The organism is Bradyrhizobium sp. Arg816, from assembly GCF_029989365.1.
GTDB lineage: Bacteria > Pseudomonadota > Alphaproteobacteria > Rhizobiales > Xanthobacteraceae > Bradyrhizobium.
Genome location: NZ_JAPRAQ010000012.1, coordinates 14323 through 32224, shown reverse-complemented (window position 1 = coordinate 32224; position 17902 = coordinate 14323). Strand labels below are relative to the sequence as shown.

Sequence of the window (17902 nt, the reverse complement as noted above, 5' to 3'; positions counted from 1 at the left end):
GGAAGAGCCAGCCTTGACGTCAATCGACATGATCGACCGGCTCGCAGCTCGACAGAAGTCCAGCCCCACCAGGGCCATGCAAATCGCGTCAGCAATCACGACAGTACCTCACCACCCGCTCGACTTCCGATCGGCCGTTGATCCCGATGTCCCGCAAGGTCCGATCGTCGAATTCCATCAGCCCTGCGACGGCCCTTCTGATTTCCCATTCCCGGCGCCAGTGTGCCGGCAGGGCCATCACAGTCCCGAGAGCCGCACCGAGCGCGTGCAGCCAGCTGCGCGCGGGTCGTGCATCGCGCGGCGGGACCCGATCGAACAGGACGATATTCCCACTGTCGCCGGCGCCATCGCTCTTCGCCGGCGCGGGCGGCGTGCGATCCGCCGAAGGCGGCCGCGACTCGCGCACAGCATCCAGCATCGCCTGAACCGGCACGGCGGCGGTCGGATGCAATGCGGCGCCGTAGAGGGCAAAGCCTTCCATCACGGACGCGAAGACGGCCCACCAGAATGTGGTGGCAGGTTGGTCTTGCGCGGCCGGCGGCGCGACCGAAGGCGAACCGATGTCGGGCAAGGAATGACCCGCGGCAATCGCACGGAGACTGACCATGCCGCGACTATCCGAGCGTGCGACCCAGTTCGCCCCGTCGAGCCCCATGTTACCCGGCAAGGCAACGCGGCTCACGCCGAGAGAATGCTTCTTCATCGTAAGTCTCCCACATGATGTTGGTGGGAGGCAATCTGGCGGCCCGCTGTTACGCTGAGGTCACGGTCAACGGCAAAACGGCTACAATTGCAATTTCCAATCTCCTCTAGAACGGATCGACCGGCACCGCGAAGACATAGCCGACGCCGCGCTCGGTCTGGATGACGCGCGGCGCGCTCGGATCGGTCTCCAGCTTGCGTCGCAGCCGCAGCACCTGGACGTCGATGCTGCGATCGAAAATATCCTCATGGATACGGGTCGCCTGCAGCAGATGCTCGCGGGTCAGGGGACGCTGCGGCGCCTCGAGAAAGGCCAGCAGCAGCGCATATTCTCCCTTGCTCAACGGCACCGGCGCTTCGTCGGGATCGGTCAGCTTTCGGCTGCGGCGTTCGAGCTTCCAGCCGCTGAAGCGATAGCCCCCGCGCTCGGGATCGCGGGCACGCGCGGCCCGTCCCATCTCCTGCCGCCGCAACACCGCGCGGACGCGCGCCAGCAGTTCGCGCAACGAGAACGGCTTGATGATGTAGTCGTCGGCACCGAGCTCGAGCCCGACGATGCGATCGATCTCGTCGGGGCGATGGCCCGTCGTGATGATGACCGGCACGTCGGAATGCGAACGGATTTCCCTCAACAGGTCCAGACCGTCATCCTGACCAAGCCGAAGATCGAGGATGATCAGGCTCGGCTGGCTGCCATCGAGATAGTGGTTCAATTCCGATCTGTTGGAGGCCGCCCTTGTCGGGATGTTGTGCTCCTCGAGATATTTGATCACCATTTGCCTTAACGTCGGATCGTCATCGACGACGACGATGTGGCCAATATCTGCAAGCATTCCGTACTCTCAAAATTCGCCGTCCGCCAACTGAGCTGTACTTAAGAATTGCGAACGTCAACGTCCGGCTGTGGGGAAATGATCTCGTCCGAATTGGAATCGCTCAAAATAGAATGGGGTATCCGAAGCCATCGGCACACACTGAGTCTGTCCATGATCCGGTGATGACGCCGCAACAGGGTATTTCTGCGGCTAATTCCGCCGGATGTCGCATACGTGAATAATTGTGATCCCAGTGTTTGCTACTTTTGGGCGATAGCAAGTCTGCGGCCTGCGCTGTCGTTCAGCGACTGCGATCGGCTGCGCAAACTGTTGCCCGCCACGCCGGGCGCGATCGTCTGCGGGCTTCGCGCAATCATCAGGAGCCCGGCAGAGCCATCAGGTACTGGTAGATCGCGGCGAGATCGTCGTCATCCATCCGCCCGATCGGCCGCCACGGCATTTGCTCACCGAGCCGATGCCCGCTCGGATCAACGCCTGAGCGCATGGTGTCGACGAACTGCGCAAGGCTCCAGTTCTTGACGATACCGAGGTCCGGTCCGAGCGGCGGCAATTGTCCCGGCACGCCGCCGCCGAGATCCCTGCCGTGGCATTCGCGGCAATCCTGGTAGGACAGCAGGTACTTGCCATAGAGCGCCGTCGGCGCCTTCGGCGGCGCGGTGATCACGCCGGTGAAGACGGGCTTCGCATCCGGCAACAATCCCGCGCCCAGCATCACGATGCCCAGCAGGCTGAAGCGATCCGGCGGATCCGGGGTCTGCGCACCGCTCGCGGGCAGGCTGCGGACATAGGCGATCACCGCCTTGGTGTCGTCGTCACTGAGCCGGCCGGCATTGGTGAAGGACATAATCGCCAGCCAGCGCCCCCTCGCATCGAGCCCATTGCGAATGGCACGAAAGATCTCGCCATCCGACCAATTCTTCAAGACGCCGGCGGGCGTGAGATTGGCCGGCACGAACGAGCCGACGGGAATCGGGAGATCCTTGGCGACGTCGCCGCCGCCGGTCAGCGTCCCCGTCTGCGAGTGACATGCGGCGCAAAAGCCGTCGGCCACGGCCCTGCCCCGGTCAATCTGGTCCGGTGTCGCCTCGATCCTCACATCCGGGACCGGTGCGGAACGGGCGCGTTGCCGCACGATACCGACCGCGGTCAAAGCGGCGACGCCGAACACCGAGACGGCCAGCATGGCCGTCAGCACCATGCCGCTCCACTTCGCCAGGGCAGATTTCGTCCGGGAGGCGCGAACGCCCAGCCAGGCCAGAAACGCGATGAACGCAACCATCGCAATCAGGGCGACAATATTTTCCATGCCAGTCCTCAATGAATTGGGCGCGACCGATGCCGCGCGACATCCGAATCGTCAAAAATCACTTTCGGCCGACGCCAACGCTCCAATATCTGCGAAGGTGTGCCATGCGGAGGTCTGCCGGGTTAGCAGCGCGGTGTTTCCGTGCCGTTTCATCGCCCGCCGCTCGCGTTACAATTGTAATCCTGTGCCAGCTATCGGCTTCCGGCGGGATGTCACCGGTTTTTGCACCGAGCCTTTTTGCCTGGCCTTTTGCCTGGCCTTGGCAGCGCCACGATGCGTTGCCGCCGTAACCATTTTTATTGCCGCCGGAAGCCGTGGCGTAACGGCGATCACTTCAATTGCCTCTCACTCGACCGGACGCCCCGGGGGCGACCGTGCATCGATCATCAAGAGGTCAACTCACATGAAGATTCTTATCGCTTCGACACCTGCGACGGGTCATCTCAATCCGATGCTGGCGATCACGCAAATCCTGCGTGGCGATGGCCACGAGATCGCCTTCCTGACGGGCACCGCCTTTCGTGCCCGCGTCGAAGCCAGCGGCGTGAAGTTTTTTCCCCTTCCCGAGGACGCGGACTTTGATCCGAACGACGTCTTCTCGCGGTTCCCCGAACTCAAGACCATCCCGCCGGGATTGGAGTGGTTCCGTGTTGCCTGCGAGCGCATCTTCGTCGACGCCATTCCGGCCCAGCACCAGGGGCTGCTGCAAATCCTGCGGCAATTCCCCGCCGACATCATTGTCGCCGACGACATGCTGTTCGGTGTACTGCCGATGCTGCTCGGACCGCGCTCGCAGCGGCCTCCCATCGCGCTCTGCGGGACCTCGTTTCTGCATTGGGCGCGCGAGGACGGCGCGCCGAATTTCCTCGGCCTGCCCCCGGCAAAGACCGACGAGGAGCGCGATCACTATGCGGCCATGGCGCGGGACTTTGATGCGGCAGTCGATCAGCCGGTGTCAATGCGCCTGAACCGGGCGTTGAAGTCTCTTGGGGTCGGACCGATCGCGATGCCGCTCTTCCATTCCGTGGTCGCTCTCGGGGATGCCTATCTGCAATTGTCGGTGCCAAGCTTCGAATTTCCTCGCGAGATTCCGCCCTCAGTGCATTTCGTCGGCACCCCACCGATCATCGCCAACCAGGTCCCGCCGCCGCCCTGGGCCGAAGAGCTCGACGGATCGCGCAAGGTCGTTCTGGTGACGCAGGGAACGGTGGCCAATCACAATTTCAATCTGCTGGTTGCCCCGACGCTGGCGGCCCTCGCGGACGAGGAGGACATCCTGGTGATCGTGACGGCAGGCGGCCGCCCGATTGACACCATCCCCGGCAAGATCCCGTCGAACGCGCGCATCGCCAGCTATCTGCCGTTCGAGTGGCTGCTGCCGAACGTCGACGTGCTCGTCACCAATGGCGGCTACGGCAGCGTCAACCAGGCCATGAGCTTCGGCATCCCGCTGGTCACCGCGGGGCTGACCGAAGACAAGGCCGACGTCAACGCGCGGGTCGCATGGTCCGGGGTCGGCATCAACCTCGCGACCAACGAGCCGACACCGAAGGCGTTGCGCGACGCAGTGCGGACGGTGCTCGATCAATCCCGCTTCCAGTCGCGAGCCTCGCAGATCGCGGACGAATTTGCCGGGATCGACACGCGGGCCGAAATCCTCCGGGTCATCGGCGAGCTCGTGGCCGACGAGAGCTCGCACACCGGAGCGATGGCGGCAACCCGGGGGCGGCGCGCCGAACGGCGCGCGTAATCGCCAAACGCGACGATGGAGGGCGGGCGACCGCGCCTCCATCACCTCATGCACATCGACCAAGCCGGAATCGGATATCCGTCATGCAAATCGACCCCGCATCCTTCGCCTTCACGCTGCTGCTCGGTTTTCTGGCGGCCGTGCCCTATTCCGGCATCGACATCAACCTGCCGGCGCTGGCAGCAACCGGCGCGACGCTCGACGCGAGCGCGTCGGATGTCGGGCTGACCATGAGCGCCTTCATGCTCAGCCTCGCCACCGCGCCGCTGATCTACGGACCGATCTCCGACCGCCTGGGCCGCAAGCCGATTCTGGCATTCGGCCTCGTATTGTTCGTCGCCGCAAGCCTTGCCTGCGCGAAAGCGTCCTCGCTGCCGGTTCTGTTGCTGGGTCGCTTCGTCCAGGGCATCGGCGCCGCCGGCACCGCAACGACCTTTGCGATCATTCGCGATCTCTTCGACGGCAACGCCGCGCGAGGCAAGATCGCCAACGTCATGGTCACGGTCAACGTCGCGACCGTGATCGCACCGACGGCCGGCGCCGCCCTGCTGGCAATCGCCGGCTGGCGATCGATCTATGCCGCCCAGGCGGGGATCGGTCTCATGCTGCTGGTCGTGGTGATGTTTCGCTTCGCGGAGACCGCGACGACCGACCGCTCCGGCCGCCTGGGGCTTTCGGCGGTCATCGACAGCTACCGCCAGGTGCTGACGCATCCGGTGTCGTTGCCTTTCATCCTGGTCGGCGCCGCGGGCGGCGCGACCGTGTTTGCCTACGTCACCGGCGCCTCACTGTTCTTCGTCGGCGCCGTCGGACTGCGCCCCGAGCAATACGGCCTGATCTTCAGCGCATGCTCGGGGGCCGTCATGGTCGGCGCCTTTCTCGACGGCCAGCTCGGCCGGCGCGGCGTAGAATCCGCCCGCATGCTCACAACCGGGCTGACGCTGTCGGCCGCCGCCAGCACCGCCCTGCTCGCGATGACGTTGGCCGGGTGGATGCCCACGTCACTCGTGGTTGCGCTGCTGATGGCGGTCGCACTCGGCTTCGGGTTCAGCGTGCCGAACGTGATGAGCGCGACGATGCAGCGTCTCCCGGAGATCGCGGGCGCCGTCAGCGCCGCCGCCGGAAGCATTCAGCTGACCGCCGGCGCAATATCGAGCGGGCTGGTCGCACTTCGCTTCGACGGGCGGACCGCGTTGTCGATGACCGCAGTGATGGCGGCAACGTCGCTACTCGCTCTGGTCCTGTATCTGCTGGTCGCGCGCCCCGCCGAACGCCGCCTACCGTCGCAGACGATCGATCCCGGCGTGGCGGTCCGCAGCCCCACGAAGTCCTGAGTTCGCCGCAGCCGGCCGGCAGCCAGGCGCGACCTGGCTGTGGCGGGAGGGATCCAACCTCCGAATGGCGGAACCAAGACCTGTTCGATGTTCGACTGTTTCAATCCGCATTTGGAACAAGCGGCGCGGCGCGCCCCGCCCTTATTCTCGCCGCCATCATCATTCAGGAACGCGCGCAGGGGGCGGGCTCCTCCAGGGGGCAGTTCCCAAAGGTTCTGCGTGATCATCCAACGTTTAGTGCAACACGAAGTGATTGCGTCCCGCCGCGCGCTCCTTGGCGGGCTTGCGTCCTCGGCCTGCGTTGTCGCGCTGGGCGGATGCGCCAGCCTGGGTGCTACCGGCGCACGCTACGACGCTTCATCGCTCTCGGTCGACCCTACGCTGCTCGTCGTAACCACGCGCAAGCCAGTGAGCGGCGCCCGCGCGAAGCCGTGGTTCGGGCCGGAGCGGGCTTCTACGATGACCGTCGCACGAGCGAAGCTTGTGGCGCCTGGTGACAGCCGTTTCTCTCTGGCTGCAGCCGGACTTGACGATTGGCGCCTTGATGGGGTCGAGCCGGTATCGGGCGATGTCGGCAGTCTTGTCGCGCAGGCCGGCGGCGGACCAGACGTTCTCATCTACGTGCACGGTTTCAAGCAGACGTTCGAGACAGCTGCGCTCGATGCCGCGCATCTCTCCGATGGCATCAGGTTCCGCGGCCAGACGATGGTATTCTCCTGGCCCTCGAAAGCCGGACTGTTCGACTACGCCTATGACCGCGACAGCGCAATGTGGTCCCGCGATGGCTTCGAACGCGTGCTGCAGTCTGTCGTGACGAGTTCAAGCGCCGGCCGCGTCCACATCGTCGCGCACAGCATGGGAACCATGCTGACGCTCGAAAGCCTGCGCCAGCTCTATGCGCGATCCGGTGACGCCGTTGCGGGCAAGATCGGGGCCGTGGTGTTTGCCGCGCCTGATATCGACATGGACGTGTTCTCGTCGTCGATCAGCCGCATCGGTCCGCTTTCGCGCAAGATCACCGTCATCGCCGCAACGAACGACCGCGCGCTGGCGTTGTCGGGGCAGATCGCTGGCGGGATGACACGGGTCGGCGCTGCCGAGAAGACCGCCATCGAAGGGCTCGGGGTGCGCGTGGTCGATGCGTCCGAGGCAGGCTGGGGCGTCATCAACCACGACCTGTTCCTGTCGAATGCGGAGGTGCGCCAGGTGATCCGCCGCTCAATTGATACCGTGGCCGCGTGAACCCGGCGTGGCGGAAACGATATCGCCGATGCAGAGGGATCTTAGAGCTAGCTCTGACAGCCCGCTGACAGGTTCAATGCCTTGAACAGGCCATCGAAGACACCTGACCGGCAGGGCTTGACCTCCGCGACTGGCTTGGCGCGCTTGGCATTCACAATTGCCTTGGACGTTCCCTGCACGGGCCGAGGTCTGGGCAGCATAACCGCGAATTTTCTCCCGCTTGCGGTGCGCTGGTGTGGCGCGATGATCTTCAAAGGCTCTGGCGCGACAGTCGCTGTTTGATCCGGCGGAGGCATCGGTTCGCTCAAGGAGACCGGCTGCGGAGGCGCTTCAAATTGCATGTGCATGTGCGGGGTCCCGAGCCGATCTGCCGTCGTCAGCGTATCGCCTGAGGCGAGCAATCCGACGGTCGCCTGAACGGGCGGCGCGTTCACGGGCTTTGTCATGCGCGGCGCGGTCTCAAGCTCCATCACCGCGAGTGTACTGAAGCCAACGAGGATGAGAGCCGCTTTCATCTGATTTCACGCTTCCCGAACGAGACGCTCGTTCAAGGCCTGCCGAAAATAAGCTCCCGTAAATCGGAGACCAATTGCAGACATCCAATAAGGCGGCTTGGCGGCAGAACTGAACCAGCCGACGCGGCCACGGGACAAGATCAAAGACAGGGTTAACGCGGGTCATGCGAACCGGCCCCTTATGCGGAGTGCTCGCCGCCGCCTAACGACTGGTCCCCTCGAGCTTGCAATGTGCTAATCTGAGCCGGCACTCAGCCCGGACGGTGCACCGTGACCGATGGTCGTCACCCGGCATGGACCGAGGAAAGCCGCTTCCGCGGTGCGCTCGACGACGTGATCATCATCCCGCTTGTTGTTGTCGCGCTCGCCACGAACAAGATCCTGCGTTTCGTTCTTTCGATCTTGATGCGGATGCTTGACTACGCCTTCCCTTTTGCAATGCAGATCGTCTGGCTTCCGCTGTTCGCGGCCAGGGTTGTCGGCGATGTCATCATGACTGTCATCCATGGCGCGGTGCGCTTGCTTCCCCTATCCGCGGCGAAGCGTCGACAGTGGGTCAGATCGATTCGCCGAAACTGGTTGTGGTTGCGGCGGAAGATCAGCTATCGGGCGTTCGAGCAAGCGGTGCATGATGCCTTTGAGGGCGGCATGGCATGGGTGTTCAGAACATGCCGACATCTCACGCCGAACGCCGCATTGCTCGTGATCCTGTGCGCGGTGCTTTGGCTGCCGATCTCTTTCGCGGCGGCAACGGCGATGCATGCGGTATTGTTTGCCAAGGTCACGTCCTGGCCAGCCTGGATGCAACTCCTGCATCCGCTCGCTACGGTCATCGCGAAGAGCAAGCTTCTGGTGCTACCGGTCTATCCGGCAGCTTGGCCGCAGGCCAGAAAGCACCCGCTCGTTCGGCTCATCTTCAGGGGTTACGACATCATCAAGCGCGCGCATCTGATCAGAAAGGTCGGCCTTCGCTATCGGCAGGCAGAGATCGCCGGGACCGCGGCGGTTGAGAGGCTCGAGCGCATTGCCGGCCTCACGTCGGCGGTGCGGTGGTTGCGCGAGGCGCATGTCGCAGAGCATCTCGGCGTCGAGAAGCCCACTCAGGAATTGCGTTCGTTCTTCGCGCGATGGTCCATCAAGTTCTCGGCTGAATATTACGAAGCGAAGGAACGGCAAGCCTCAGCCGGCCCATCATCGAACAGCAGCAAGCAGCGAACACCGGGTTGACCGTCAATCGCCAACGGCCTCACCGTGCCGCTGTCGCTGCCCGATCTCTCTTTAACAGCAGCGGACTGCGCCATTTCCAAATAAAGCAACGGAGAAGGCGATTTGACGAGCAATATCACCTGGCCGGGGCGGGAGGGATCGAACCTCCGAATGGCCGAATGCTTCGCCTATTGGGATTGCAACGGAGCATATGTGCTTCTTCGCACAAAGAACTGTTCGAACAATCTACCGTCGCCGATATCTCTGGCTATTTCTCTCAATGCGAAGAACGGCATCAACGCGACGAACATGATCAGGCCGAAGACAAGAATTTCCTTTGCACTTCCAGCGCCGGAAGCAGCGAGGCTTTCAGCGACCGGCTTTCCATGCCACGCTCCTGCGAGGACCTCCTCAATGAGGTGGAACAAAATCAGCATCAGAGAAAATACGGCAGACCTGTATGTGATCGGGTAGACTAAAGGTCTGCTCTTGAGATTGTCTGCGACGTTGAAGGCTTCGGCGAAATAGATGACCTTTGCCAGCACCAGAGCATTTATGACTGCGAACCCCTGATGATAGAACGGGTCGGGCAGGTTCAGAATGATCGATTTGTGAAGAGCGAATAGGCCGAGCAGGACCCAGAGATATGCAAATATCCAGAAGAGTCTCCTCAGCTCTCTGAGGCCTTTCTCTTTGAATTGGTTGAGTTGATCGCCGACCATCGTCCGACCTCCCGACACCCAATGCCTCTCGGCCCATTTACTCCAGCAAAGATCATTTCCTTCCGACCGACATATCTGTGTCTGCTGGCTCCGATCGCTCTAACTCCTCCGCGAGAATCGGAATTCCGAGATTGCAGGCCTGAACGCCCTGAACGACGCAGAGCTTCAGCACCTCCATGATCTCTTCCACTACCGCGCCTGCTTTGAGGGCGCCTTTGATGTGCCGGCGCGTGCCCGGTGCGTACATGTGCGTGTAGGACGCATCGAAAGCGATGCTCAGAAGCTCGATCTCCTTGGGAGAGAACACGCCGTTGCCGTAGATTCCGACTCCGGTCGCCATGAATTCATCGGTCCAGGCAGGATCGAGCTCGTAAAATGGATCCCATGCGGCATTCCACTGTCCTACTGTTTTCATCTTGTCGCAGGCCAGCGTCGTGGGCGCCTGTTTCTTCGATGGGCTCACGCCCGCTGCCTTGGCTTCTTCGAGCAGGATGGGTGCACCCAGGCTGCATGAGTGAATCGACATCGCGGACGCCATCTTGAGGACCGTGAGAACTTCATCCCGCGTCGCGCCCGCTTCGAGCGCGGCGCGAATGTGACGGCGCGTGCCCTCCGGGTTGAGGTTCGTGCAGGCATTGAGGGCGACACTGACCAACTCAATGAGCTTGCCAGGCAGGACCTCCCGAGCGCAGGGATTGGTGGTCATCTTCACGCACGCCCGAGTCCAGGTAGGGTCCCATTCGAGGAGCTTACTCACAACTGCTGCATCCCATGGACCCGACTGATGCGACGAACCGATTGCGGTCGTCTGTTCGGCACGCTGATTTCGCGTCATCTGGGCACCTCGAATGAGAACTGCGCAGTCTCGCCAATGCTGCCGGGCCCCGCATCGATGAAACGCAGGGCCCGGCGCCGGCTTCTACTCCGCCGCCACCTGCGCCGGCGGCACCATGCAGTAGGCCATGGGGTGAGAGTCGCCACCGGTCTTTGCGACCGCCTTCTTGCCGTCAGTCTCCCATACCAGGAAGCCAGTCTGGCCGTCCTTACGGGTCGGCGGCAGGCCAAGATTGTGCAGCGTCTCCTCGACGCTGTCATACCAGACGCCGATCTTCATGATCTGGCGCGCTTCCTCGGCGGTCGCGACCTTGCGACCGAACTCCTTGCAGATGCGCACGGCACCTTCGATCTGCTGCACCGTGGTCCGGCGTTCCTTGTCCGGGCCCCACAGATTGTCCTCGTTGCCGACACGCACGTGCTGCCCGAGCACGATCGCCATGGCGGAGATCGGGATCAGCCCGCGCATGCTGGTCCAGAAGGTCGCACTCGCACCCTGCGGAACCTGGCGAAGGAATTCCATCCAGTGGTAGGGATTGCGGCCCAGCGTGCCGCCACCATAACCGGCAATGGCGAGGTTCATGGGACCCATGTACACGCCGGCGCGGATCAGCCGCTCGATGAGCTCGAGCTGATGAACATGAGCCGGGACGAAGTAGGGCTGAATCCGATTCTTTCTCAGCCGCTTCAGGTGCTCGAGGTAAAAGGCCGGGCCCGCATCAACCCACATGCCTGCCCATGCCGCTTGAACCTTCGGATTGTTCTCGAGATGCGTCCCCTTGATGTCGTCGGCCGACATCCAGGACATGATGTCCCACTGGGTCGTTCCGGTCGCCACAGTGACGCATTCCGGCTTCGGATCGAGCTCCGTGAGCATATGCCGCGTATCATAGTCGAGCCACTTCGCCTTCGCGTCGGCCGACTTGGGTGAAAACGAGATCGAGCCGCCGACCTGCAGGATCATCTTCGGCACGGCCTTCTTCAGCCGTCCGATGAAGTAGTTGAACTGCTCGAAATCCACTGATCCGTGACCCGTGGCGGGATCGCGCACATGCACGTGGAGCATCGTGGCTCCGGCGTTATAGCAGTCCACCGCGGCCTGAACCTGTTCATCCCACGTCACCGGGATATCGGCATCGCCGGGTATCCACTCCGGCCCGTACGGGGCCGCGGTGATGATCAGGGGCGCCATGTTCTCGGGCAAAATCGAATCATCGGTGTAGTACATGCTTATCTCCGTGGTTGATGTGACTCCCGTTGCGGCGAACACTCCCGTATTGCTCCGGACGATCCGGTTGCCGCGTTAGTCCGGTTCCGGCGGTGGAAATGCAGTGGTGTCAGCCTGCCAAATGGCGAAGGAATTTCCCTGCGGGTCCGCAAGAACTGCGTACCAACCGGTTCTGGGGACCGCTGTTTTCGGGCGTACAATGCTCGCGCCCATGCATTCCGCCTGGGCGAGTGCGGCGTCTACTGAAGCGACAGTTACGTAATTCCGCCAGGAGCCGGGACCGTCCACGGGGCGATACGTCAAGCCTCCGTCGAAACCGTTGCCGCTCTTCGGTTCGGTTTGAATCCGCCAATAATCGACGCCCGGCGCCTTTTCGATCTGCCAACCGAACAGGCCGGCGTAGAACTGCGCGAGTTTTGCGGGGTCATCGCCGTAGATTTCAAAATGGGTCAAGAGGCTGGTCATAAATCCAATCCCTCAATTTCTGGCGGCGCATCTCAAGCGGTCGCTAGTGCGCAACTCATGAACTGAGCTGCAGCGATATTTGGTCGAGCGCTTCGGCAGTAGACCCGAGGAGAGTCGTGATCAGCAGCAAAGCGAAGCGCGGAGGTGGAGCCAACGCACGATCGCGCGCAATCCTGCTGCTGCTCTCAAATTTACACTTGCAATACCCATTGCCGCACCCCTGCCGTGCTGCACAATTGGATTGTGAAAATCCAAAGCCTGGGGCGACGCCGCCCCCACCCATTTGATCTAAATCAAAAGTGGCTGCTTGCTATTTTACGACACAGATTTGGCAAGACTTCCTATCGCTGAAGATGCTGTTCTCTATGGGCTGGGCTCCCAACGAGTTGCAATGATGGAAGGGCAGCAACGTATCGGAGTTTTGGTCGAACTCCCCCAGGTCTTGCGGGACATGGGGCAGGATCCGGCGACGGTGATCGTCGGTGCCGGTATCAATCCTGACGTGCTGCGGAGTCCTGAAAATTCACTCTCGTTCGCCGAACTCGACCGCCTTGTACAGGCTTGCGTTGCTGCGACAGGATGTGAGCATTTCGGACTTCTCGTTGGGCAACGGTCATCGACCGCCAGTCTTGGATTGGTAGGACGATTGATGCGGACTGCCCCAACGTTCAAGGATGCGATCTTGGATCTATGCACCAACCAGCGACGCTATGTGCACGGTGCTGTTGCTTATCTGGTGATCCAGAATGACATCGCTTTCTGGGGATACGCCGTCCATCATCCGGGCCTGAAAGCAATCGAGCAAATCAGCGACGGCGCGATGGCGGTGGCATTTAACATGGCGAGAGAACTGGTGGACCTGGTGCCCGACGAGATCCTGCTTTCTCGTCGAGCCCCCGGCAATACGGCTCCCTATTGCCGGTTCTTCGGCTTTACACCGCGGTTCGATGCAGAACAGTACGCATTGGCTTTCCCTACAAGTTTGCTCAGCCGTCCTGTTCGCGGCGCAGATCGCGAACTGCGCCAGATATTGGAAAAGGCGGTTGCCGCCTATTGGGCCGTCGAGCAACCAACCGTGACGCACACGGTGACCCGCATGCTTCGTGCTCGCGTGATTTTTCCTGATATCTCGCTGGAAGCGGTCGCGAGCGAGATGTCCATGCAACCCCGGACTCTGAACCGACGACTGCAAGCAGAGGGCAAGAGCTTCCGCCAATTGGTCAACGAAGCACGCTTCGAAGTTGCTCGGCAATTGCTCGCAGGCACAAGGATGGATGTCACCAATATCGCTCTCGCGCTCGGCTACGCCGATCCCAGCAGCTTCACGCATGCGTTTCAGCGCTGGTCAGGCGCAGCGCCGAGTGAATGGCGGGCCAACTGATCGGCTCCAACCCGGCCAGCCACGACAAGCGCAAGTCCAGAGCGAGCATGAGAGATGGGCGACGAACGAAATATCGATCTCTCTTCAACGGGCAGCGCAGCGCACCGTTTCCAAATCAAGCAATCAAAAAGGCAATTTAGCAAGCAATATCAGCTGGCTGGGGCGGGAGGGATCGAACCTCCGAATGGCGGAATCAAAACCCGCTTGATTATGCAACGATTTCAAAGCGCATTTGGAAAAATGGGCCAAAACGCACTTCAAAAATATCAATAGCTTGGCAGCTCTTTCCAAATAAAGAAGCGCCTCTCGCAGGGCGGACCTTCCGAAAGTGACGGGGCCGCGCGTGCCGATTGGAGTTGGTCGCACAGACTTCCGATGGAGCCGCTGATTAAGAGTCAGCCCGGGCTGAGAACAAGCAATGACTTACTGGTCGCACCACTGGGCTTATCCGACCGAAAGTGGGCATTCGTCGCACGATCATAGTGATTGCACTGCCTGATCTCGGCACCCCCTCCACGAAGGTCTTGGAAAATAATGATTTTCCTTTGGTGGGCGCACCAGGGCTCGAACCTGCGATCCGCTGATTAAGAGACAGCCACGGGTTGAGAACAATCAAAGACTTGCCAGTCTCACCCCTCGACTTATCCCGGCCGAAAGGCGCTCTTTCTGTGCACTGGCATGCAATTGGAGCGTAACCAGCTTCACCGGTCAACCATAGGGGTATTCAAAAGTCCGGACCGAACACGTCGTTGTTGAATTGGGCCGACGCCTCGTCGTTGTCCATGCTGTTGATCAGGTTCTGCTCGGGATCCGTAAAGCCACCTGCTAAGAGCGTATCTGGCGGCAATGCGCCATAACTGGCGCGATATTTATTCATGGCGGCCACGCTGCCGACATACGCACAGGTGCATCCGGAGGGATCCGCGTAGACATAGTAGGACGCCCGTCCCTTTGCCGCAGTTGGAACTGATTGGGTGGAAACGACATCAGCCAATTCAACATCTCCGGCGTGGTGGCGGCGATGGGTTACCCCGATGATATCAACAATTGGCCTGTCGATTGCTGAGCGTAGCCGCGGGCGCCCGAGGACAAGAGGGCGAGAAGAGTGACCGAGACGATGCCCGCAGTAGCGCCTGTAGATCGAAGACTCATTTTTTCTCCGGGGACACCTGGATTGACTTCCGATTGGAGCCGGCAGTGAAAGGGAGGCGTCTATAAATATGCCGTGTACGAGCCGATCCACACCAGGATCGACATGAGCAAGCCGATGACGCCGGCGTTGTCCGCGAACACGGTGGCGGTGCCGGGCATGCCGAGCTTGAGCTGACTGCGGTCGATGGTTTTCGGTACGGAAATGACAGCCGGATAGACCTTGGCGCCGCCGATCGAGCCGACGCGCGCCAGCGTACCCGAGACCGCGATCTGGCCCTGCCCCACGCCCTGCGGGATGGCCCCGACCGTCGCTTCGTGGATGCGGCCGGGACGTCGTCGAACACGAGCTCGACGCGGGCGCCGGGCTTGATGGTCTTGAATCCGTTTGGGGGGAACATGCCCGTGATGAGGATATCGTCCGTGACGACGAACGACATTACCGATCGCGCCGGCATGGCGCGGTCTCCAACCGCCAGGGCCATGATCGTAACAACGCCGTCGCCGACGGCACGGATCGTTGTTTGCTCGAGCTCCCATTTGGCCTGGTCAAGCTAGGCCTGGATCTGCGCGACGGTCGTGTCCGACCTCCGATTCCATAGCCAGCCGCGCATTCAGGCTGGGCGGCTGGGGACCCGGCATCGCGGGCGGCTTGGTCGCAGGGGCCGTGATCGGCGGGCTTGCCTCCTCGGCTTACGGCTGGGGGCCCGGCTATGGCTACTACTATGGAGCGGGCTATTATGGCGGCCCCTACGCCTACGACCACGGATACGATGAGCCGTACCGCTGGGGCGGCGGCTACACTACCACGTACTACACGGGGCCGGGCTCCTACGGCCATCGCTATCGCCGTGTTGTCCGCCCCTCCTATGCCTACTACCGCGGATCTTATCCGGCCGTGCGGCACTGCTGGCATCACCCCCATTGGTGAAACCGGTCGATCCAAACGCAACAAAGGCCGCGCTCCCAAAGGCGCGGCCTTTCCCTTTGCCTTACGCGCGAAAACCCCGCTCACCTCCAGCCGCCGGAAAATGGGTCTTGCCGATCAAAGGCAAGCCTTCGTTCGGGCGCCCTTTTGGACAGTCCTGCCGACCGCTTCGGATGCGTGACCGCGTAGACGCGGATAGGCGGTTCTTTCTTGATCTGGGCGGGAGGTGCTGCAGGCATAGCGGCCATGGCTTCGCGGACTTGCTGCTGGGGTTCGGCGATCTGGTCGGCGTGCGCAATCTTCGGCACATCGTCACGCGGACGCGTGTCGAAGACGATCTTCTCCGGAAGGCTTCTCGCCGAGTTGATCCGGATGATGGTCCTGTCGGGATAGGCCGCAGCCGTACGCTCGACGGGCGCTGGCAGGTACCGGTCCGCAGCGAAGAGCAGCGCCAGCAGCAGCCCGCCGACGAATACGAAATATCGAATGATTGGCATGGACGGCCGCTCGCAAAGAAGGAATCAGATTATCGGCGGGCCGGATTGACGTGAGGCGGGCCGCTTCTTTCAGCGACCCGCCTCGAAGGATCTAGTCGATTTCCTGCACGACCGTGCGCGTCGATGGATCGACCAGCATCACGCGTTCGCCCGAGTAGACATACCGGTACCTGGTCAGCGAAGGGCCCCAATCGGTGGGAACCGCCTCAAGCTCGACTTCGCGCGGCACCGGCGAGCCGACGACGATCTTCTCACGGCTCTCGATGGGCCGAATTTTGTGCTCCGTCACATAGGAGCGGATCTTGGTGCGGTATTCCGGCTCGATTTGCACGGCGGCGGTATGGCCGGTGCCGGTGGTTGTTACAACCGTAGACTGGGCCATCGCAGCGGTCGAGAGCAGCGCAGCGGCCGCAGACATCAGCAGTAATTTTTTCATCATGTTCTCCTTGCCGCTAGATGCGACGCAGCGAAAACATCACCACGGCGCTGAAGTTCCTGAGCAAGGATGGAATATTACCACTTTTTCCCGATCTGTGTGTTGGTCTTATCCCCTATCGCTAGGCCGCCCTCTATCCCGCACCGAGCAGAGGTATGCAAATCGTTCTGGTGATACGGCCCCCTGCGTCGAACCAAAATTTCGTACTTACAGCGCTGCCGTCGTAATCTCGGTAGAAAAGCCGAACGCATTCCTGCTCCGGATGGATTTCGTTCAGTTCGAATGCGGGCTCGATTGCGCCGCGTAATTTAGCCGGCCAATAGCAAAGCAAACCAGGCCGTCCGACGAACCGTTCTCCGCTGCAGCAATCAAGCGTAGCCTGATCTGCATAGAGCGGCAGCAAGTCCTCCAAACGGCGCTCGCGGCATGCATCCAACCAATCAATCACGATTCCAATGGGATCGAAGTCAGTTCCCGAACCCGACATGGTCCACCTCACAGTTGTCCCCGGTGGCAGGGTCTCGTTAGGCCCCGAGACTTGAATGGTGTATGAACCGCCGGTTCCGCTCCCGTTTAGGTCCCGCCAACGCCTGCTGCACTTCGTGCTGCCTCGGTCGGATCGCCCGACCTCACGCTCGGATATTGAACCATTCCAGCGCTCGCGTCGTTCTTCACAACTGGAGGAAGCGAGGACGGGTAATGAGGGCCAGAACGGGATGAGGATACTGATCGTCGACGACCATCCCGTTGTCGTGACGGGCTGCCGGTCCTTGTTCACGTCGGATCCCTCCGTTGAGATCCTGGAGGCTTCCAATGCAAAGGAGGGCCACCGAGCGTTCCTGCAGAAGCATCCCGACGTCACGGTGGTGGACGTGAGGCTTCCCGACCTTACCGGCTTCGAGTTGACGCGGCGGATCCGCAAGGATGATCCTGCCGCCAAGATCGTGATGCTCAGCGTGAGTGAGGATCCGGCGTTCGTGGTGCGCGCGGTCGACATGGGCATTCAGGGGTATGTCTCGAAAAGCGATGATCCGCGGCTCCTGGTCAAAGCCATCCGGAAGGTTGCAGCAGGGGAGCGCTTCGTCTCGCCGCGTCTGGCTGAAGCGACGACCTTCGCGGGCGCCGCGATCAAGGGCAGTCCCTTGACGCAGATGAGCGCACGCGAGCTTGAGATCCTGAGGCTTTTGGGTCGCGGCGACCGCATCTCAGAAGTCGCGTCCGAACTCGGCATCTCCTATAAAACTGTCGCCAACACGACCTCCACGCTGAAGACCAAGCTCGGCGCCAGAAATCACTCCGACCTCGTCCGGATCGCAGTCGAGATCGATTTGCACCGGTGAAGAGACGTCGACCGGTGTGAGCGCACTTGTA

21 protein-coding genes are annotated in these 17902 nt (G+C 61.6%); 8 read left to right on the top strand and 13 right to left on the bottom strand.

Translation table 11 applies throughout. From position 1 onward, the window contains the following. Positions 1–88 precede the first annotated feature (88 nt). The 3 genes from OWC48_RS26940 to OWC48_RS26930 form a co-directional block, all read right to left on the bottom strand. Positions 89–703 (bottom strand): DUF1127 domain-containing protein, encoded by a 615-nt coding sequence (locus tag OWC48_RS26940; RefSeq protein ID WP_282522684.1) that lies wholly within the window; start codon positions 701–703, stop codon positions 89–91. Positions 704–809: 106 nt separating this feature from the next. Continuing rightward, entirely contained in the window at positions 810–1535 is a 726-nt protein-coding gene (locus OWC48_RS26935; RefSeq protein WP_014497160.1) for a response regulator, read from the bottom strand. A 358-nt stretch (positions 1536–1893) separates the two neighbouring features. Further along, the gene (locus OWC48_RS26930) at positions 1894–2844 is read right to left on the bottom strand and encodes a c-type cytochrome (protein ID WP_282522683.1); all 951 of its coding nucleotides are present in this window, start codon (positions 2842–2844) and stop codon (positions 1894–1896) included. 403 nt (positions 2845–3247) lie between these two features. On the opposite strand from OWC48_RS26930, the gene OWC48_RS26925 reads away from it, so the two are divergent. The 3 genes from OWC48_RS26925 to OWC48_RS26915 all read left to right on the top strand — a co-directional run bounded on the left by OWC48_RS26925 (position 3248) and on the right by OWC48_RS26915 (position 7170). Beyond that, entirely contained in the window at positions 3248–4594 is a 1347-nt protein-coding gene (locus OWC48_RS26925; protein ID WP_282522682.1) for a glycosyltransferase, read from the top strand. An 83-nt stretch (positions 4595–4677) separates the two neighbouring features. Beyond that, the gene (locus tag OWC48_RS26920) at positions 4678–5928 is read left to right on the top strand and encodes a multidrug effflux MFS transporter (protein WP_282522681.1); all 1251 of its coding nucleotides are present in this window, start codon (positions 4678–4680) and stop codon (positions 5926–5928) included. Positions 5929–6177: 249 nt separating this feature from the next. After that, positions 6178–7170: an alpha/beta fold hydrolase gene (locus tag OWC48_RS26915; protein WP_282522680.1), complete on the top strand. Its 993-nt coding sequence runs from the start codon at positions 6178–6180 to the stop codon at positions 7168–7170. Between the two features lie 47 nt (positions 7171–7217). Here the strand turns inward: OWC48_RS26915 and OWC48_RS26910 are convergent, their stop codons facing one another. Beyond that, positions 7218–7604: a hypothetical protein gene (locus OWC48_RS26910; protein WP_282522679.1), complete on the bottom strand. Its 387-nt coding sequence runs from the start codon at positions 7602–7604 to the stop codon at positions 7218–7220. Positions 7605–7955: 351 nt separating this feature from the next. Here OWC48_RS26910 and OWC48_RS26905 point away from each other — a divergent pair, with 351 nt between their 5' ends. Continuing rightward, positions 7956–8912, top strand: coding sequence for a hypothetical protein (locus tag OWC48_RS26905; RefSeq protein WP_282522678.1), 957 nt, complete (start codon positions 7956–7958; stop codon positions 8910–8912). 167 nt (positions 8913–9079) lie between these two features. On the opposite strand, the gene OWC48_RS26900 is transcribed toward OWC48_RS26905, so the two are convergent. The 4 genes from OWC48_RS26900 to OWC48_RS26885 all read right to left on the bottom strand — a co-directional run bounded on the left by OWC48_RS26900 (position 9080) and on the right by OWC48_RS26885 (position 12140). Continuing rightward, on the bottom strand, positions 9080–9613 hold the full coding sequence (locus OWC48_RS26900) for a hypothetical protein (protein ID WP_282522677.1): 534 nt from the start codon (positions 9611–9613) through the stop codon (positions 9080–9082). A gap of 52 nt (positions 9614–9665) precedes the next feature. After that, positions 9666–10319: a carboxymuconolactone decarboxylase family protein gene (locus OWC48_RS26895; protein WP_282522832.1), complete on the bottom strand. Its 654-nt coding sequence runs from the start codon at positions 10317–10319 to the stop codon at positions 9666–9668. Between the two features lie 213 nt (positions 10320–10532). After that, positions 10533–11675 (bottom strand): 3-keto-5-aminohexanoate cleavage protein, encoded by a 1143-nt coding sequence (locus OWC48_RS26890; RefSeq protein ID WP_282522676.1) that lies wholly within the window; start codon positions 11673–11675, stop codon positions 10533–10535. A 75-nt stretch (positions 11676–11750) separates the two neighbouring features. Beyond that, a complete protein-coding gene (locus tag OWC48_RS26885; RefSeq protein WP_282522675.1) occupies positions 11751–12140 on the bottom strand; it encodes a VOC family protein in 390 nt (129 codons plus the stop codon). A 307-nt stretch (positions 12141–12447) separates the two neighbouring features. Between OWC48_RS26885 and OWC48_RS26880 the strand changes: the two genes are divergently transcribed. Together OWC48_RS26880 and OWC48_RS26875 are read left to right on the top strand one after the other, a co-directional pair. Then, positions 12448–13521, top strand: a complete 1074-nt coding sequence (locus OWC48_RS26880) for an AraC family transcriptional regulator (RefSeq protein ID WP_282522674.1) — start codon at positions 12448–12450, stop codon at positions 13519–13521. Between the two features lie 54 nt (positions 13522–13575). After that, positions 13576–13794, top strand: coding sequence for a hypothetical protein (locus tag OWC48_RS26875; RefSeq protein WP_282522673.1), 219 nt, complete (start codon positions 13576–13578; stop codon positions 13792–13794). 451 nt (positions 13795–14245) lie between these two features. Here the strand turns inward: OWC48_RS26875 and OWC48_RS26870 are convergent, their stop codons facing one another. Both OWC48_RS26870 and OWC48_RS26865 read right to left on the bottom strand, forming a co-directional pair. After that, the gene (locus tag OWC48_RS26870) at positions 14246–14515 is read right to left on the bottom strand and encodes a hypothetical protein (protein WP_282522672.1); all 270 of its coding nucleotides are present in this window, start codon (positions 14513–14515) and stop codon (positions 14246–14248) included. 218 nt (positions 14516–14733) lie between these two features. Then, positions 14734–14958, bottom strand: coding sequence for a hypothetical protein (locus OWC48_RS26865; RefSeq protein WP_282522671.1), 225 nt, complete (start codon positions 14956–14958; stop codon positions 14734–14736). Positions 14959–15322: 364 nt separating this feature from the next. On the opposite strand from OWC48_RS26865, the gene OWC48_RS26860 reads away from it, so the two are divergent. Further along, positions 15323–15601, top strand: coding sequence for a hypothetical protein (locus OWC48_RS26860; protein ID WP_282522670.1), 279 nt, complete (start codon positions 15323–15325; stop codon positions 15599–15601). 80 nt (positions 15602–15681) lie between these two features. Here OWC48_RS26860 and OWC48_RS26855 read toward each other — a convergent pair whose 3' ends face one another. The 3 genes from OWC48_RS26855 to OWC48_RS26845 all read right to left on the bottom strand — a co-directional run bounded on the left by OWC48_RS26855 (position 15682) and on the right by OWC48_RS26845 (position 17018). Beyond that, complete coding sequence (locus OWC48_RS26855; protein WP_282522669.1) at positions 15682–16095, bottom strand: hypothetical protein; 414 nt, start codon at positions 16093–16095, stop codon at positions 15682–15684. 91 nt (positions 16096–16186) lie between these two features. Further along, positions 16187–16531, bottom strand: coding sequence for a DUF1236 domain-containing protein (locus tag OWC48_RS26850; RefSeq protein WP_282522668.1), 345 nt, complete (start codon positions 16529–16531; stop codon positions 16187–16189). Between the two features lie 133 nt (positions 16532–16664). After that, entirely contained in the window at positions 16665–17018 is a 354-nt protein-coding gene (locus OWC48_RS26845; RefSeq protein ID WP_282522667.1) for a nuclear transport factor 2 family protein, read from the bottom strand. A 229-nt stretch (positions 17019–17247) separates the two neighbouring features. Here OWC48_RS26845 and OWC48_RS26840 point away from each other — a divergent pair, with 229 nt between their 5' ends. Further along, positions 17248–17871 carry a response regulator transcription factor gene (locus OWC48_RS26840; RefSeq protein ID WP_282522666.1) on the top strand — a complete coding sequence of 208 codons (624 nt, stop codon included), beginning with the start codon at positions 17248–17250 and terminating at the stop codon, positions 17869–17871. Positions 17872–17902: the final 31 nt, after the last annotated feature.

What these genes read in the sequence shown, in the direction of transcription:
- OWC48_RS26925 (WP_282522682.1), top strand. Translation starts at nt 3,248, where the DNA reads ATGAAGATTCTTATCGCTTCGACACCTGCGACGGGTCATCTCAATCCG.
- OWC48_RS26900 (WP_282522677.1), bottom strand. Translation starts at nt 9,613, where the DNA reads ATGGTCGGCGATCAACTCAACCAATTCAAAGAGAAAGGCCTCAGAGAG.
- OWC48_RS26935 (WP_014497160.1), bottom strand. Translation starts at nt 1,535, where the DNA reads ATGCTTGCAGATATTGGCCACATCGTCGTCGTCGATGACGATCCGACG.
- OWC48_RS26920 (WP_282522681.1), top strand. Translation starts at nt 4,678, where the DNA reads ATGCAAATCGACCCCGCATCCTTCGCCTTCACGCTGCTGCTCGGTTTT.
- OWC48_RS26840 (WP_282522666.1), top strand. Translation starts at nt 17,248, where the DNA reads ATGAGGATACTGATCGTCGACGACCATCCCGTTGTCGTGACGGGCTGC.
- OWC48_RS26940 (WP_282522684.1), bottom strand. Translation starts at nt 703, where the DNA reads ATGAAGAAGCATTCTCTCGGCGTGAGCCGCGTTGCCTTGCCGGGTAAC.
- OWC48_RS26885 (WP_282522675.1), bottom strand. Translation starts at nt 12,140, where the DNA reads ATGACCAGCCTCTTGACCCATTTTGAAATCTACGGCGATGACCCCGCA.
- OWC48_RS26895 (WP_282522832.1), bottom strand. Translation starts at nt 10,319, where the DNA reads ATGACCACCAATCCCTGCGCTCGGGAGGTCCTGCCTGGCAAGCTCATT.
- OWC48_RS26850 (WP_282522668.1), bottom strand. Translation starts at nt 16,531, where the DNA reads ATGAAAAAATTACTGCTGATGTCTGCGGCCGCTGCGCTGCTCTCGACC.
- OWC48_RS26930 (WP_282522683.1), bottom strand. Translation starts at nt 2,844, where the DNA reads ATGGAAAATATTGTCGCCCTGATTGCGATGGTTGCGTTCATCGCGTTT.
- OWC48_RS26845 (WP_282522667.1), bottom strand. Translation starts at nt 17,018, where the DNA reads ATGTCGGGTTCGGGAACTGACTTCGATCCCATTGGAATCGTGATTGAT.
- OWC48_RS26875 (WP_282522673.1), top strand. Translation starts at nt 13,576, where the DNA reads ATGGGCGACGAACGAAATATCGATCTCTCTTCAACGGGCAGCGCAGCG.
- OWC48_RS26855 (WP_282522669.1), bottom strand. Translation starts at nt 16,095, where the DNA reads ATGCCAATCATTCGATATTTCGTATTCGTCGGCGGGCTGCTGCTGGCG.
- OWC48_RS26890 (WP_282522676.1), bottom strand. Translation starts at nt 11,675, where the DNA reads ATGTACTACACCGATGATTCGATTTTGCCCGAGAACATGGCGCCCCTG.